Genomic DNA, 14,127 nt, shown 5'->3' on the forward strand with positions numbered 1-14,127 from the left:
AGGAAAAGATCATGGCTGTATCCGTACTCAATATGCAGAACGGCACCTATCGCCGGCGCCGCGTAGTCAACCGCATCATGCTGACCGTGTCGCTGGGCACCCTGGTGTTCGGGCTGTTCTGGCTGTTCTGGATCATTCTGACGCTGTTGATGAAGGGCGCGCCCGCGCTGTCGTACACGCTCTTCACCGAGATCACGCCGCCGCCCGGGCAGACCGGCGGTCTCATCAACGCCATCTTCGGCAGCGTGATGATGGCTGGCGTGGGCACGCTCATCGGCACGCCCGTCGGCATCCTGGCCGGTACCTACCTGGCCGAATACGGCCAGCGCGGCTGGCTGGCGCCGGCCACGCGCTTCCTGAACGACGTGCTGTTGTCGGCCCCGTCCATCATCATCGGCCTGTTCATCTACGCCGTGTACGTGGCCCAGGTGGGGCACTACTCGGGCTGGGCCGGTGCCATCGCGCTGTCCATCCTGGTGATTCCGGTGGTGGTGCGCACCACCGACAACATGCTGCTGCTGGTGCCCAACAGCCTGCGCGAAGCCGCTGCCGCGCTGGGCTGCCCCAAGTGGCGCATGATCACCATGGTGTGCTATCGCGCCGCCAAGACCGGCATCATCACCGGCGTGCTGCTGGCCATCGCCCGCATCTCGGGTGAAACCGCGCCGCTGCTGTTCACCGCGCTGTCGAACCAGTTCATGTCCTTGAACATGAACGGCCCGATGGCCAACCTGCCGGTCGTGATTTACCAGTACGCCGCCAGCCCCTTCAAGGACTGGAACAACCTGGCCTGGGCCGGCGCCACCCTGATTACGCTGCTGGTGCTGGGCATCAACATCATCGCCCGCAACATGTTCCGCAAGTAAAGATCGCTATGCCGGCGCGCCGGGCGCGCCGGAGCCAAGGGAAACCAAATGGAAAACACCGCTACCGCCGTCAAGAACAAGATCGAGGTCAAGAACCTGAACTTCTACTACGGCAAGTTCCATGCGATCCGCAATGTGAACATGTCGATCCAGGAGAAGAAGGTCACGGCCTTCATCGGCCCGTCCGGCTGCGGCAAGTCCACGCTGCTGCGCACCTTCAACCGCATGTTCGAGCTCTACCCCGGCCAGCGCGCCGAGGGCGAAATCATCCTGGACGGCGAAAACCTGCTGACGGCCAAGACCGACATCTCGCTGATCCGCGCCAAGGTCGGCATGGTGTTCCAGAAGCCCACGCCGTTCCCCATGAGCATCTACGACAACATCGCCTTCGGCGTGCGCCTGTTCGAGCGCCTGTCCAAGGGGGAAATGGACGAGCGCGTGGAATGGGCCCTGAGCAAGGCCGCGCTGTGGAACGAAGTGAAGGACAAGCTGCACCAGAGCGGCAACAGCCTGTCGGGCGGCCAGCAACAGCGCCTGTGCATCGCGCGCGGCGTGGCCATCAAGCCGGAAGTGCTGCTGCTGGACGAGCCGTGCTCGGCGCTGGACCCGATTTCGACCGCCAAGATCGAAGAGCTGATCGCCGAACTGAAGAACGACTACACCGTCGTCATCGTGACGCACAACATGCAGCAGGCCGCGCGCTGCTCGGACTACACCGCCTACATGTACCTGGGCGAGCTGATGGAATTCGGCCAGACCGACCAGATCTTCGTGAAGCCTTCGCGCAAGGAAACGGAAGACTACATCACGGGCCGCTTCGGCTGACCGTTGCGTTTCGGCTCTGCAAATGGCGGCGCGCTGTTCGGACAGCGCGCCGTTTTTCATTTGCTGTTACAGCAGCACCTGCTCGGAGCCCGCCGGGGCTGCTCCTGGACGTTGCCCGCATGGCGGCCGGGAATCAGCACCATGAACATCCCCGCCAGCGCGTAACAGCCCCGCAGGCCCAGCCGCATAGGCCAACCGGGCCGGGATCTGGTATAGTTGCCACCCTTCGGGGCGTAGCGCAGCCTGGTAGCGCATCTGCTTTGGGAGCAGAGGGTCGTGAGTTCGAATCCCACCGCCCCGACCAATGAAGAAAGGCCGTCAGCGATATGTCGCTGACGGCCTTTTGCCATTTCCGGGCCGACCCTCAGGTCAAGCCCAGCATCCGCCGCATCCTTTCCGTCAGCAGCTGCTTGATTGCATCATCCGGGAGGCGCATTGGACCCGGGTCCGTCAGCATCATGGCACTGAGCGTTCCCAGCAGCATCTGCATGGCGATCTGGATTTCCAATTCTGTGTCCACGCCCGCCTGGACCGGCATTTTTCGAGCCAAGGCCGGCACGAACAGGGCATGCATATGGCGATTCAAGATGACCAACGGACTCGATTCTCGTTCGGCCATCGAGAAATCCTGTAGCACGGCCTTGAAAGTCCCCTGGCTTTCGCGGCAGCCATCGACGTAAAAATCCACCATGGCTGCGACGATATCCGAGGCGGTGCCTTCGGTCCAGACGGCGTCTTGGCGGACAAGATTATCGGCTTGCGCTTTGCTTTCCGTGACGGCAGCGTCCAGGACTGCCGCAAGAAAGGTCTCTTTGTCCTGGAAACGGCCATAGAACGCGCCGATGGATGTGTCCGCGAGACGTATCACGTCACCAATCAGTACCAGGTCCAGGTTGGCGTGCCGTTCTATCAATTCGCGGCCGGCGCGGATCATCCTGGCCAGGGACTCCTCGCTGCGTAACTGACGGGGAGGGCGCGGAACGCCCGGTGATTGCGCGACCGGGCGAGCGGCTTTCCGCTCCCTGGAAGCGCGCGTTGTCTTGGTAGTTGTTTTCTGCGATGGAGGGGCTGCCATGACAACATCTATCCAAACCTGAAGTGCCACATTATGCCGTAGCAGATGCGCTCTCTTATCGATCAAGCGCCTGTTGCTGCCACGTCATAACGGGGAGGTTGTTTGCAGGACGAACGGCGGTCACAGGTGCTTGGCCCAGCACTGATCTCGGCCTAGGGAAACCTCGCGTTGATGGGACTCAAGTACCTTCCAATAATAGAATTAGAATTCTAATTATTGTGTGATAACGAAATATGGCCGCGGGTTGGTCCTCCTGCCAGCTCTGCCGTATCCCACGGATCAGTCCGCGACTTGCGTGGATGCAACGGCAGGTCATGCGCACGGCGGCGATGCGGCATGGCGCGGCTCCTCGCATAGCGGCATTGGAGAAGAGAATCATGAGCGATTACATCTCAGGCAAGACCATCGTCATTACCGGGGCAGGCGGCGGCTTTGGACGCCAAGTCGCGCAGCAGGCCGCCGCCCGTGGCGCGCTGGTGACGTGCGGCGATATCGACGCGGACGCTGTGGTGGAAACCGTCGCGCGCATTACCGCGGCGGGCGGCCGGGCGCAGGCCCTAGCCGCGGATGTCCGCATTCTGGATGACCTGAGAGGCCTCGTCGGCGCCAGCGTGCAGCGCTATGGTTCGATTGACGTAATGCTCAACAATGCAGGCATCATGCCGCTGGCTTTTGTCGCGGCTCACTCGCGTGCCTACGATGCCTGGATGCGTTGTATCGACATCAATATGAGGGGCGTGTTCAATGGCATGATTGCCGCCCACGATGCGATGATCTTTCAGGGGCGGGGCCACTTCATCAACATCTCGTCCATCTATGGGGACTTCCCCGCAGTGGGCGCGGCAATCTACGGCGCCACCAAAGCCGCAGTCGATTTCATGTCGGAAGCCGTGAGGACGGAGGCGCGCGGGAAGATCAAGGTTACGACCATCAGCCCCACCGGAGTGCCCAACACCGGACTTGGCGGGTCCGTAGCCAACCACGCTGCCGCCGTCGGGAGAGTCGGGAACAACATGGAGCAATTCATGGCAATGGTAAAGGGCCTGCAGGAAGGGGCCCTGCCGCCTGATCTCCGCGATCCGGAGAGCCTGTCGCATATGCCGGTGGAGCCTGACTCGATCGCCGACGCGATCCTGCTGGCCATCGATCAACCGTGGGGCGTTTCGGTCAGCGACATGACGGTGCGCGCTTCGGCGGATTGCTTCGTGCTGTGATGGATCCGTGGTTTGTCGGCCAGGCGCCGCCAGCCTGCCAATTGATGGCGTGGGCGGGAACCTGAATCAGGCCGACCAATCTGCCACGAACTCATCACGAAACCGCCGTATCCAGTCCAGCCGCGTGGCAGCAAGCGCGCGGCCGCCATCCGTCTGCATGGTTCCCGCGATGCGTGCGAGCTTCAATTCGATGTGATCCAGCGCGTAGGCGCCGTCGTCCAGTTGCCGATGCATGCCCATGGGGTCGGTGGGGTGCGCAAGCGCCCGCCCCAGTTGCCCGCCGACATGGAACATGCGGGCCAGTCCCACCGGTCCAAGCGCATCCAGGCGGTCGGCATCCTGCACGATGCGGGCCTCGATGGTCCGGGGCGGGATGTTGGCGGAGTAGCTGTGGGCCTCGATGGCGTGATGGACGGCTGCGAGCTTGGTTGAGGGATAGCCGGCGGCCTGCAGCTCACGCACGGCCTCGTCAGCCGCCATGGTCGATGCGCGCGCCCGGTCGGGATGGTTCTTGGGCAGGTTGACAAGGTCATGCAGGTAACTGGCGGCCATGACCACCATGGCGTCGGCTTCGGGGTGGTGCGCCAGCATGCTGTTGGCGGCCTTCCATACGCGTTCCAGATGGCTCAGGTCATGGGCGCCGTCACCGGTACCCGCGCTCTGGGCGATCTGTATGAGCTGCGGCCGCAATGCCGCCAAATCTTCGCGCATCTTCATTTTCTTCCGCCAGCTTCGGGACCAGCGGAAAGTGTACACAGGACGTTTTCGGGCCGGGCGTTTTGCCGCGCTGCCCGCAGCGCGGCCTTAGCCGCCCTGCGCCTGCATCCGTGCCGCCGCCGTGGAGCAGATCCGGTACACCAGCGCCGACACCACGAAGCTGGCCGGCGCGGCCAGCGTCGCCGCGAAACCCTCCGTGTGCATCAGCGCCAGGCCGCAGATCGCGCCTGCGAACCAGCCGGCCAGGCCAGCGCGGTTGAAGGCGGCCCCGCCATGTTGCGGCGCGGACTCCTGGTCGCCCAGAATGTGCACCAGGGCCACCGCCACCCACGACACCACAAAGATGCCCTGGTAGGCGAGCGCCTGCAGCAGATACGAGAACACGTCCAGCAGCATCAGCGCATACGTCACCGCGCCCACGATGACCGCCCACATCGCCTTGGGCCAGCGCATGCCCGGCCAGCGCGCGAAGAATGCCTGCATGTTGATGGTGGCCAGGTAGTAGTTGGCGGTGTTGATGCGGGTCTGCGTGATCCACACGAACAGCAATCCGCCCAGGCCCATCAGCTTGAGCAGCGCCAGCACCACCGACACTTCCGACAGCGCGGCGTCGCTGGGGATGGTGCTGACCAGATAGATGCCGGCCACGCCGTTGAGCAGGAAGGTCACCAGATAAAAGGGCATGCCGAAGTTGTAGCGGCTATGGTAGGTCTGGTCTTCGCGCTTGCCGAAGCGGGCATAGTCGAAGGTGAACATCATCAGGACCCATACGCCCATGTAGTACACGAAGGCGTCCCACCAACCGCCGGGGACCGGGCCTTCGGGCGGACCGAATGACAGCCAGGCATCGCTGTAGCCGTATTCCTGCGTCGCCATCACCACGGCCAGCAACAACCCCAGCAAATAGAAGGGCAGCAGCACGCCGTTGAACTTGTCGAGCCATGTTTGCACGCTGCCGAAGATCAACAGCACGCTGTAGATGACCACCACCAGCGCCACCAGCCAGTACGGCACGACAGGATAAAGATGATGCGCGGCGACCGACATCACCGCGCCTTCGAACACCGCGTAGTAGATGGCGGTGGCGAAGAAGATCAGGGTGGCCAGCGCCGCGCCCGAGGTGCCGAAGAGCCGGCGCGAGAACAGCGCCACCGACAGGCCGCTGCGGATGGCGTAGCGGCTGATGACGCCGTTGATCAGCCCGTAGCTGATCACCGACAGCACCATGCCGATGATGGCGTTGCGGGCGCCGTATTTCAGCGCGAGCGTGGCGCCGACGACGATGTAGAACACGGCGCTGCACACGGCCCACCAGGCCATGGTGAGGGCGTAGCGGGGCATGCGGTCGCTGTCGGCGACGGCATGCAGCGAGTTGTCCGTCTCATCGGACGGTTTGCGTGGGGTCATGTTGGCCATGTCGGATCTCCTGGCGGGATCGGATGCTGCGGTTCGACTGCGGAACGGGCGCGGGTCGCCCACCGGCCTTGCCAGGGGGCAAGGCCGGGATATAAGAAAAACCGGGAGAAGGGCGCGGACCGGCCGCGCCCCGGGGATTAGCCGCTGAGCGCCTGATGCAGCCGCTCGAAGCGGGCGCGGTAGTCGCGCCTTGCGGCCACCGCCTGCTCCAGCGTCACCCGCTCGAAATGGGCGCTCTGGTTGGGCTGCATCTGACCGACCTTGTCCAGGTCGGCGCTGATGACCGTGCCTATCATGGCGTAGCCGCCGCCGGACACCGCATCGCGATGCAGGATGATGGGTTCCACGCCCGCAGGCACCTGGATGGAGCCGATGGGATAGCAGGCGTCGACGATGTTCGACGGATCGGCGCCCGCGCCGAAAGGTTGCTCGCGGGCGCGAAAGCGTAGCGGGCGGCCCTGCTTGTAGCGGTAGCCGATGCGATCGGCCTCGGAGGTCACGGTCCAGGCGTCTTCATAGAAAGTGGCGGCGGATTCTGGCTCCAGGCGGTGATCGTATAGACCCGGAAGCACGCGCAGCGTCTGCGTCTTGGGCGGGGCCTCGGCCAACGCGGCCGGCAGTTCGCGGCCCACGCGTGTGCGGATGGACGCCCGGCCCACCGCCAGCCGGTCGCCGGCCTGCAGCTTGCGGCCTTCGTGCCCGCCGATAGCGCCCAGCGCGTAGGTCGAGCGGCTGCCCAGGACCACAGGGACGTCGATGCCGCCCGCGACCGCCAGGCAGGCGCGGGCGCCGGCCTGCACGAAGTCGAACGACAGCCGGCTGCCGGCCTGCACCGCCAGCGCCACATTGCAGGCCTGCGCCACGCCGTCGATCTTGGGGATCATGCTGGCGCCCGTCACGGCAATCACGGCGGTGCGGTGGAACAACAGCTCCGGGCCGAGCAGCGTGCATTCCAGTACCGCGTCGCCGGCGGCATTGCCCACCAGCAGGTTGGCGGCGGCCAGCGCGTACTGATCGAGCGCGCCGGACGGCGGTATGCCCAGGTGGTAGTGGCCTAGGCGGCCCGTGTCCTGCACCGAAGTGGCCAGGCCGGGCTTGATGACTTCGATGATGGGATCGTTAGGCATGGAGCGTCTCCAGCAGTTGGGCGTTGCAGGCATCGGGCGCGCGCTGGAACTCGGCCAGCGAGAACGACACGGGCCGGATGCGCAGGTCGAAGCTGCCGGCCTCGACCTGCGCCGTGGCCTGGTCGTACTCGTCGCGGGTGATGGGCTTGAACTTCACGATGTCGCCCGGGCGGAAGAACACCATCGAATCGCGCAGATGCGCCTGGCGCTGGGCAGGTTCGAAGATGGGTGCTGGCGTGACGCCGAACATCTGGTAGCCGCCCGCGCCGCGTACCGAATAGATGCAGCCGAAGCAGCCGCCGTGTCCCACCGTGTGTTTGGGAGTATCGGTGCGGGGGCGCAGGTATTTGGGAACCTGCAGCTGGCGCTCGCGTTCCACCATCTGGTACATGAAGGGCAACCCGGCCACGAAGCCCACCATGGACACGAACCAGGGCGAACCGGAGTGGGCGTCGATGAAGCCCTGCACCGAGTCGTGGCCGTTGATGCGGGCCGCGTACTCCAGGTCGGTCGATTCCGGATCCTGGTGCCTTTCGCGAAACCGCATCAGGGTCTCGTGGGTCCAGGGGTCGTTGTAGTACACCGGCACTTCGATGATGCGGGTGGCCAGCGTCAGGTTGGCCAGGTCTATGCCCGCCTCCAGTTCGCGCAGCAGGGCCAGCAGGGCGTCCGGCGCGATGCGGTCGGGGTCGTACCGTACTTGATAGGACGCGTTGGCCGGGCAGATCTCGGTCACGCCGTCGACCGCGCGTTCGCGCAGCGCCCGCGTGATCGCCATGCCCTTGAAGAAGGATTCCAGCGACATGTCCTCGCTGATCTCGACGAAGATGAACTCGTCGCCGCCATGGGTGTAGCGCAAGCTCATTGGTTTTCCTCCCGGTCCCTTTGCATCCAGGCTTCAAGATAATTGGTGTGGTAGCGGCCCGCCAGCACGTCCGCATCCTCCAGCAGTTCGCGGTGCAGGGCCAGCGTTGAATGCACGCCCGTCAGTTCCACTTCGTCGAGCGCGCGCGCCATGCGCGCCAGCGCCGCCGCGCGGCTCTCGTCCCAGACGATCAGCTTGGCCAGCAGCGAGTCATAGTAGGGCGGCACGGAGCAGCCCGGATACAGCATCGAGTCCACGCGCACGCCGGGCCCGCCGGGCCAGCGCACGTGTTCCACCCGGCCAGGGCTGGGCGCGAAGTTGCGCTTGGGGTCTTCGGCGTTGATGCGGCATTCGATCGCTGCGCCGCGAATGGCGATGTCCTGCTGGCGTAAGCGCAGGGGTTCGCCGTCGGCGATGCGCAGCATTTCGCGCACCAGGTCCACGCCCGTGATGGCTTCGGTGATGGGGTGCTCGACCTGGATGCGGGTGTTCATCTCGATGAAGTAGAACTCGCCGGCGCCGCGGCTGTCGTCGTACAGATACTCCAGCGTGCCCGCTCCCCGGTACCCGACCGAGCGCGCCAGTTGCGCCGCCGATTCGCACAGCTTCTGCCGGGTGGCGGGGTTCAGGGCGGGTGAGGGCGCTTCTTCCAATACCTTCTGCCGGCGCCGTTGCAGGGAGCATTCGCGTTCATACAGGTGGACGGCGTTGCTGCCGTCGCCCAGAACCTGCACTTCGATGTGCCGCGCGCGCGGCAGATAGCGCTCCAGGTATACGCCGGCTTCGCCGAAGGCCGCCTGCGCCTCGGCCTGGGCCTGCGGCATCTGCGCGCGCAGTTCGGCTTCGTCGCGCACCACGCGTATGCCGCGCCCGCCGCCGCCCGCGGCTGCCTTGATCATGAGCGGGTAGCCAATGATGGCGGCATGGGTCAGGGCTTCGTCCAGCGATGACAGCACGCCTTCGCTGCCAGGCACCGTCGGCACGCCGGCCGCCTGGGCGCAGGCGCGCGCCGCCGCCTTGTCGCCCATCGTGCGGATGGTGGCGGCATCGGGCCCGACGAAGATCAGGCCGGCGTCGCTCACGGCCTGCGCGAATGCCGCGTTTTCCGACAGGAAGCCGTAGCCGGGATGTACTGCCTGGGCGCCGGTGCTGCGGGCGGCCTCCAGCAGCGCTTCGGTGTTCAGATAGCTGCGCGTCGCGTGCGAGGGGCCGATGAGCACCGCTTCGTCGGCCATGCGCGTGGCCAGCGCGTCTCGGTCCGCTTCGCTGTATACGGCCACGGTGCGCATGCCCAGTTCGCGGGCGGCGCGGATGATGCGCAAGGCGATTTCGCCGCGGTTGGCCACCAGCACCTTGTGGATGTTGCGCGGCCGGTAGGGAAGATGGGTATCGGACATGGCGCGGCCTATCCCTCGATGCGCAGCAGGGGCTGTCCGGCTTCCACCGGCTCGCCGTCTTCCACCAGGATCTCGGCCACCACGCCGCCGGTGGGCGTTTCGATCTGGTTGAACTGCTTCATGACCTCGACGATGCCGATCACGGCGCCGGCGGCGACCGTGGCGCCCCGCTCCACGAAGGGGGCAGCGTCGGGGCTGGGGCGGCGGTAGAAGGTTCCGGGCAGGGGGCTGGGAATATCGTGCAACGGCATGGTTTTCTCCTTGGAATGTCGTTCGGGCGGCAGGGGGTCAGGGGCCGGTCACGCTGGGCGGCGCGATCCGGATACCGTGGGCTTCCAGCTTCTCGCGGGTGGCGCGCACCAGGGACAGGGCGCCGGGTGTGTCGCTGTGTATGCAGACGGAATCGAAGTCGATGGGGATGTCCTTGCCTTCGACCGTGCGCACGCGGCCCTCGGTGCAGGCGCGCAGCACTTTTTCGGCGACCTGGGCGGGGTCCAGCGGCTGGGTGTAGCGGGTGAAGACGATGGAGCCGCTGGCGTCGTAGTCGCGGTCGGCGTAGAACTCGCGCACCACGGGCTGGTTCAGTTCGCGCGCCAGACGGTAGGTGACCGAGCTTTCCATGCAGTACAGCGCCAGCGTGGGCTCCAGCTCCTGCAGCGTTTCGATCAAACGGCGCGACAAGGCTTCGTCGCGGGCGGCCTGCATGTACAGCGCGCCGTGCGGCTTCACGTGCTGCAGGCGCAGTCCGTGCAGTCGGGCGAATTCGCGCAGCGCGCCCAGTTGATAGACGATGTCGTGCACCAGCGCTTCGGCGCTTTCGCGCATGTCCCGCCGGCCGAAGCCGACCAGGTCGCGAAAGCCGGGATGGGCGCCGATGCAGACGCCGTGTTCGCGGGCCTGCAACACCGTGCGGTTCATGATCCGCGGGTCGCCGGCATGGAATCCCGTGGCGATGTTGGCCGAACTGATCAAGGGCATGATCGCTTCGTCCACGCCGTCCCCGATGGTCCACGGGCCGAATCCTTCCCCCATGTCCGAGTTGAGGTCGATGCTGCGTTTGCTCATTGCCGGAGGCTCCTTGGCGTTGCTCGCCGCATTCGACGCGGCGTGTGACGTGAACATTAGCCAAGGCCGAGGGGGACAAAAAGATCTTTTTATTGATCGATCAATATCTGTTTTTTAGATAACTATCCGTCGAATTGGCAGCATCGTTCCGACGTTTTTCCTATGAAAAATAAGGGATACCCCTGATAAGACGCATCGGATCGCAGAGAGAATATTCAGATATTCTGGGGTAAAGATATCGATTAAAAAGATAAGACCAGACATGTCGATTACCCTACGTCAGCTCAAATACTTCATCGCCGCAGCCGAACTGGGCCAGATTTCGCAGGCGGCAATCCAGCTGGCGATATCCCAGTCGGCCATCACCAGCGCCATCCGCGAACTGGAGGAGACAGTGGGCACGGCGCTGTTCCTGCGGGGCGCCCACGGCGTGACGCTGACTCACAGCGGCCGCACCTTCTTGAACCACGCCTACAACATCCTGTCGTCGGTCGACGAGGCCCTGCGCATGCCGGCGACGGCGGAAGAGGTCTCGGGCCGCCTGTTGCTGGCGGCGTCCTATACGGTGATCGGCTACTTCCTGCCGTATCACCTGCAGCGGCTGTCTCAGCTGTATCCGCGCCTGGACATCCAGCTGCACGAACTGAACCGCAGCGCAATCGAGGAAGGCCTGATCGCAAACCGCTATGACATGGCGGTGTTGCTGACCTCGAACGTCGCCAATCCGGATCTGGCGGTGGAGCATTTCTTCGGCTCGCCGCGACGCCTGTGGCTGCCGGCCAGGCATCCCTTGCTTGCGGCGGACGCCGTGACTCTGGAGGACGTCTCGCGCGAACCCTTCATCATGCTGACCGTGGACGAGGCGGCCTACACCGCCTTGCGTTACTGGAACGAAACCCCCTTCAAGCCCGACGTGCGGCTGCGCACCTCATCCGTCGAGGCGGTGCGCAGCATGGTGGCCAACGGCAGCGGCGTGGCCCTGCTGTCGGACATGGTCTACCGGCCCTGGTCGCTGGAGGGGCGGCGGATTGAAACGGTACAGCTCAAGGACCCGATTCCGCCCATGAACGTCGGGTTGGCCTGGCGCCGGGGCGCGGAAGTGTCGCCCGCCATGCAGGCGGTGCGGGACTATTTCCGGCATGCGTACATGGCGCAGCGGGGCGGGGCGGGCTGAACGCGGACCGGCGCTACGCCCGCTTGCCGGGATGTATGCCCATGGTCTTCGCGATGACTTCCAGCATGATCTCGTTGGCGCCGCCGCCGATGGCCGTCTGCCTCAGGTCGCGATAGGCGCGAGAGATCCAGTTCTCGTTCATGACGCCCTGGCCGCCCCAGAACTGCAGGCATTCGTTGGGAATCTTCATGGACAGCTTGCCAGCGTAGTACTTCGCCATGGAGGCGAACTGGGCGATGTCCTGGCCGTCCAGGTATTGCTCGATGGCACGGTACAGCAGAGAGCGCAGTGCCTGGATCTCGGTCTGCATTTCGGCGAGCTTGTGGTAGACCACCTGATTGGACAGGATCGTGCCGCCGAACACTTGCCTCTGGCCGGCGTATTCGATGGTCTCTTCGATGGCCCGCTCCATCGACCGCATGCTGCGCGCCGCGACGAACATGCGTTCTTCCTGGAACTGCTCCATCTGGTAGATGAAGCCCATGTTCTCTTCGCCGATGCGGTTGCTGACTGGTACCCGCACGTCGTCGAAGAACAGTTCGGCCGTATCGGAGGCGCGCAGCACCAGCTTGTCCAGCTTGCGCGACACGCTGACGCCGGGAGCGTTCAATGGCACGATGATGAGCGATTTGTTCTTGTGCGGTCCGCCGTCCTGCGAGGTATTGCACAGCAGGCAGATCCAGTCGCCCTGCACGCCATTGGTGATCCACATCTTCGATCCGTTGATGACGTAGTCGTCGCCGTCGCGCCGCGCCCAGGTCTTTATCTGCGACACGTCCGAGCCTGCCGAGGCTTCGCTTACGCCGATGCAGCCGACCAGATCTCCCGCGATGGTGGGCGCCAGGTAGGCGCGCTTGAGCGCATCGCTGCCATGATGCGCCAAGGCCGGAGTGCACATCGTGCTTTGCACGCCGATGGCCGAGGTCAGCCCGCTGGACCGGACTTCGCCCAGGGTCTCGGCGAAGACCATTTCGTAGCTGAAATCCAGCTCCATGCCGCCATACTCGGCAGCCTTTCCTATGCCCAGCAGCCCGGCGGATCCGAAGGCCTTCATCACGCGGTGCGCAGGGAAAATCTGCTCGGCCTCCCACTCGTCCAGATAGGGATCCAGGTGTTCGGCGATGATGCGGCGGGTGGTCCGTTCGAGTTCGCGATGCTCGTGGGTCAAGTGCATGGCTGTTTCCGGTTGGTTCAGTTGGCTGCCGGCGCGCCGGCGTCGGCTAGCGTGACGTGGCCGGCGATCAGCGCGACGCCGCCGGCATCTCTTACCCAGACGTCATATCTCCCTGGCGCATCGGCCACGCATTGGCCGCCTGCGGTGATGAGGCCGCCGGCATGCAGCGGCTTGAGAAAGCGGATGTCCAGGTCGAATCGTTCCAGCGCCGCGGCACCGAAGCTGCGCGCCAGCGATTGCCAGATCAGGTTGACCGACAGCGTGCCGTGGGCGATGGTGCCACCCATGGGCGTGGCCGAGGCGAATGCCGGATCTACGTGCAGGGGATTGAAGTCGTTGGTCAGTTCGGCATAAAGATCGATGTCCGCCTGAGTGACCTTCATGGATACTTCTTCCAGTGTAGGCGTCATGGTGTGTCCTAGGCGGCCCAGATCAGATTCATTCGGCCGGTATAGAGGGGGCGTCCAGTTGCGCCCTCGCCAGCGACTTCAAGTCGTAGATAGCGACGTTCGCCCCGCATTTCCTTGTCCAGGCAGCGCACCGTGGAACGTACGCGTTCGCCAGAGCGCGGCAGCCCTTGGACGCAAAGCGCTTGCCGCGCATGGATGTTGCCGGGCGGGCGCGGCGTCACCACATTCAGGTAGGCGCGCATCATCAGCGCGACGGCCAGGCCGGCCTGCCTGGCCGGTGCGTCCTGCGCGTGCTGGCCGAACAGGCGTTCCCAGAGCGCCAGTAGCCTCGCGTCGAGCGGCTCTTCCCATTCGCCCAGCACGGAACCAGGGGTAAACCTGTCATAGGTATACAGCGCGCTCATGGCGTCTCCGGTTCGGCAATCGGGAGCAGGTGGTCGCCGCGGGGCTCGAATCCGATCCGCACCCGCTGGCCGATGGCGAGCGGCGAGTTGGCGTCATTGCGGGTGTTGACCATCAAGCGGAATCCCTCGTCCAGGTCGACCAGAGCGATTACATAGGGCGCTTCGGCCTTGAAGGCCGCGTTCGGTGCACGATGCACCGTGGTATGGCTGAGCACGGTGCCCAGTCCGGCGGATTCGTTCCACTTCAGCTGCTGTCCGTGGCAATGAGTGCAGACACTGCGCGGAATGCGCTGCACCGCGCGGCATTCGCCGCAGGTCTGGTAGCGCAGCTTGCGGTCGCGGCAACCTTGCCAGAAAGGCTGCGTTTCCGCGGTGGGGCGTATGGACGGCTTTTCCAT

The 14,127-nt window shown here is 64.7% G+C and carries 16 protein-coding genes and 1 tRNA gene; 5 read left to right on the top strand and 12 right to left on the bottom strand.

The annotated features are described in order from the left end of the window. Window positions 1-11: 11 nt before the first annotated feature. The 3 genes from pstA to IB257_RS15225 all read left to right on the top strand — a co-directional run bounded on the left by pstA (window position 12) and on the right by IB257_RS15225 (window position 1,995). On the top strand, window positions 12-866 hold the full coding sequence (pstA, locus tag IB257_RS15215) for a phosphate ABC transporter permease PstA (RefSeq protein ID WP_082400756.1): 855 nt from the start codon (window positions 12-14) through the stop codon (window positions 864-866). A gap of 48 nt (window positions 867-914) precedes the next feature. Continuing rightward, a complete protein-coding gene (gene pstB, locus IB257_RS15220; RefSeq protein WP_006221056.1) occupies window positions 915-1,691 on the top strand; it encodes a phosphate ABC transporter ATP-binding protein PstB in 777 nt (258 codons plus the stop codon). A 227-nt stretch (window positions 1,692-1,918) separates the two neighbouring features. Then, window positions 1,919-1,995: transfer RNA gene (locus tag IB257_RS15225), tRNA-Pro, on the top strand. Between the two features lie 60 nt (window positions 1,996-2,055). On the opposite strand, the gene IB257_RS15230 is transcribed toward IB257_RS15225, so the two are convergent. Next, window positions 2,056-2,625 carry a TetR/AcrR family transcriptional regulator gene (locus tag IB257_RS15230; protein ID WP_225588910.1) on the bottom strand — a complete coding sequence of 190 codons (570 nt, stop codon included), beginning with the start codon at window positions 2,623-2,625 and terminating at the stop codon, window positions 2,056-2,058. Window positions 2,626-3,143: 518 nt separating this feature from the next. On the opposite strand from IB257_RS15230, the gene IB257_RS15235 reads away from it, so the two are divergent. Beyond that, window positions 3,144-3,980: an SDR family oxidoreductase gene (locus tag IB257_RS15235; protein ID WP_192492502.1), complete on the top strand. Its 837-nt coding sequence runs from the start codon at window positions 3,144-3,146 to the stop codon at window positions 3,978-3,980. Window positions 3,981-4,046: 66 nt separating this feature from the next. On the opposite strand, the gene IB257_RS15240 is transcribed toward IB257_RS15235, so the two are convergent. The 7 genes from IB257_RS15240 to IB257_RS15270 form a co-directional block, all read right to left on the bottom strand. Then, the gene (locus IB257_RS15240) at window positions 4,047-4,697 is read right to left on the bottom strand and encodes an HD domain-containing protein (RefSeq protein WP_192492503.1); all 651 of its coding nucleotides are present in this window, start codon (window positions 4,695-4,697) and stop codon (window positions 4,047-4,049) included. An 87-nt stretch (window positions 4,698-4,784) separates the two neighbouring features. Next, window positions 4,785-6,113 carry a cytosine permease gene (locus tag IB257_RS15245; RefSeq protein WP_192492504.1) on the bottom strand — a complete coding sequence of 443 codons (1,329 nt, stop codon included), beginning with the start codon at window positions 6,111-6,113 and terminating at the stop codon, window positions 4,785-4,787. A 137-nt stretch (window positions 6,114-6,250) separates the two neighbouring features. Further along, window positions 6,251-7,240, bottom strand: coding sequence for a biotin-dependent carboxyltransferase family protein (locus IB257_RS15250; RefSeq protein WP_054457871.1), 990 nt, complete (start codon window positions 7,238-7,240; stop codon window positions 6,251-6,253). Continuing rightward, window positions 7,233-8,105: an allophanate hydrolase subunit 1 gene (locus IB257_RS15255; protein WP_119450620.1), complete on the bottom strand. Its 873-nt coding sequence runs from the start codon at window positions 8,103-8,105 to the stop codon at window positions 7,233-7,235. The genes IB257_RS15250 and IB257_RS15255 overlap by 8 nt, the downstream gene beginning before the upstream one ends. Further along, window positions 8,102-9,502, bottom strand: coding sequence for an acetyl-CoA carboxylase biotin carboxylase subunit (locus IB257_RS15260; protein ID WP_192492505.1), 1,401 nt, complete (start codon window positions 9,500-9,502; stop codon window positions 8,102-8,104). Before IB257_RS15260 ends, IB257_RS15255 begins: the two co-directional genes overlap by 4 nt. A gap of 8 nt (window positions 9,503-9,510) precedes the next feature. Further along, window positions 9,511-9,753 carry an acetyl-CoA carboxylase gene (locus IB257_RS15265; RefSeq protein WP_119450622.1) on the bottom strand — a complete coding sequence of 81 codons (243 nt, stop codon included), beginning with the start codon at window positions 9,751-9,753 and terminating at the stop codon, window positions 9,511-9,513. A gap of 37 nt (window positions 9,754-9,790) precedes the next feature. After that, a complete protein-coding gene (locus tag IB257_RS15270) occupies window positions 9,791-10,567 on the bottom strand; it encodes a 5-oxoprolinase subunit PxpA (protein WP_054457867.1) in 777 nt (258 codons plus the stop codon). Between the two features lie 262 nt (window positions 10,568-10,829). Here IB257_RS15270 and IB257_RS15275 point away from each other — a divergent pair, with 262 nt between their 5' ends. Beyond that, window positions 10,830-11,741, top strand: a complete 912-nt coding sequence (locus IB257_RS15275) for a LysR family transcriptional regulator (protein ID WP_054457866.1) — start codon at window positions 10,830-10,832, stop codon at window positions 11,739-11,741. 13 nt (window positions 11,742-11,754) lie between these two features. On the opposite strand, the gene IB257_RS15280 is transcribed toward IB257_RS15275, so the two are convergent. The 4 genes from IB257_RS15280 to IB257_RS15295 are packed head-to-tail and all read right to left on the bottom strand — an operon-like array spanning window position 11,755 to window position 14,127. Further along, complete coding sequence (locus tag IB257_RS15280; RefSeq protein WP_054457865.1) at window positions 11,755-12,915, bottom strand: acyl-CoA dehydrogenase family protein; 1,161 nt, start codon at window positions 12,913-12,915, stop codon at window positions 11,755-11,757. 17 nt (window positions 12,916-12,932) lie between these two features. Continuing rightward, window positions 12,933-13,325: a MaoC family dehydratase gene (locus IB257_RS15285; RefSeq protein ID WP_119450623.1), complete on the bottom strand. Its 393-nt coding sequence runs from the start codon at window positions 13,323-13,325 to the stop codon at window positions 12,933-12,935. Between the two features lie 8 nt (window positions 13,326-13,333). After that, the gene (locus tag IB257_RS15290) at window positions 13,334-13,729 is read right to left on the bottom strand and encodes a hypothetical protein (RefSeq protein ID WP_192492506.1); all 396 of its coding nucleotides are present in this window, start codon (window positions 13,727-13,729) and stop codon (window positions 13,334-13,336) included. Continuing rightward, on the bottom strand, window positions 13,726-14,127 hold the full coding sequence (locus tag IB257_RS15295) for a Zn-ribbon domain-containing OB-fold protein (RefSeq protein ID WP_175181979.1): 402 nt from the start codon (window positions 14,125-14,127) through the stop codon (window positions 13,726-13,728). Before IB257_RS15295 ends, IB257_RS15290 begins: the two co-directional genes overlap by 4 nt.

It is taken from the genome of Achromobacter sp. ACM03 (assembly GCF_014851665.1).
GTDB classification, from domain to species: Bacteria; Pseudomonadota; Gammaproteobacteria; order Burkholderiales; family Burkholderiaceae_B; genus Achromobacter; species Achromobacter aegrifaciens.

Coding starts and splice junctions, on each gene's coding strand:
- pstA (WP_082400756.1), top strand. CDS start 12: ATGGCTGTATCCGTACTCAATATGCAGAACGGCACCTATCGCCGGCGC.
- pstB (WP_006221056.1), top strand. CDS start 915: ATGGAAAACACCGCTACCGCCGTCAAGAACAAGATCGAGGTCAAGAAC.
- IB257_RS15230 (WP_225588910.1), bottom strand. CDS start 2,625: ATGATCCGCGCCGGCCGCGAATTGATAGAACGGCACGCCAACCTGGAC.
- IB257_RS15235 (WP_192492502.1), top strand. CDS start 3,144: ATGAGCGATTACATCTCAGGCAAGACCATCGTCATTACCGGGGCAGGC.
- IB257_RS15240 (WP_192492503.1), bottom strand. CDS start 4,697: ATGAAGATGCGCGAAGATTTGGCGGCATTGCGGCCGCAGCTCATACAG.
- IB257_RS15245 (WP_192492504.1), bottom strand. CDS start 6,113: ATGGCCAACATGACCCCACGCAAACCGTCCGATGAGACGGACAACTCG.
- IB257_RS15250 (WP_054457871.1), bottom strand. CDS start 7,240: ATGCCTAACGATCCCATCATCGAAGTCATCAAGCCCGGCCTGGCCACT.
- IB257_RS15255 (WP_119450620.1), bottom strand. CDS start 8,105: ATGAGCTTGCGCTACACCCATGGCGGCGACGAGTTCATCTTCGTCGAG.
- IB257_RS15260 (WP_192492505.1), bottom strand. CDS start 9,502: ATGTCCGATACCCATCTTCCCTACCGGCCGCGCAACATCCACAAGGTG.
- IB257_RS15265 (WP_119450622.1), bottom strand. CDS start 9,753: ATGCCGTTGCACGATATTCCCAGCCCCCTGCCCGGAACCTTCTACCGC.
- IB257_RS15270 (WP_054457867.1), bottom strand. CDS start 10,567: ATGAGCAAACGCAGCATCGACCTCAACTCGGACATGGGGGAAGGATTC.
- IB257_RS15275 (WP_054457866.1), top strand. CDS start 10,830: ATGTCGATTACCCTACGTCAGCTCAAATACTTCATCGCCGCAGCCGAA.
- IB257_RS15280 (WP_054457865.1), bottom strand. CDS start 12,915: ATGCACTTGACCCACGAGCATCGCGAACTCGAACGGACCACCCGCCGC.
- IB257_RS15285 (WP_119450623.1), bottom strand. CDS start 13,325: ATGACGCCTACACTGGAAGAAGTATCCATGAAGGTCACTCAGGCGGAC.
- IB257_RS15290 (WP_192492506.1), bottom strand. CDS start 13,729: ATGAGCGCGCTGTATACCTATGACAGGTTTACCCCTGGTTCCGTGCTG.
- IB257_RS15295 (WP_175181979.1), bottom strand. CDS start 14,127: ATGGAAAAGCCGTCCATACGCCCCACCGCGGAAACGCAGCCTTTCTGG.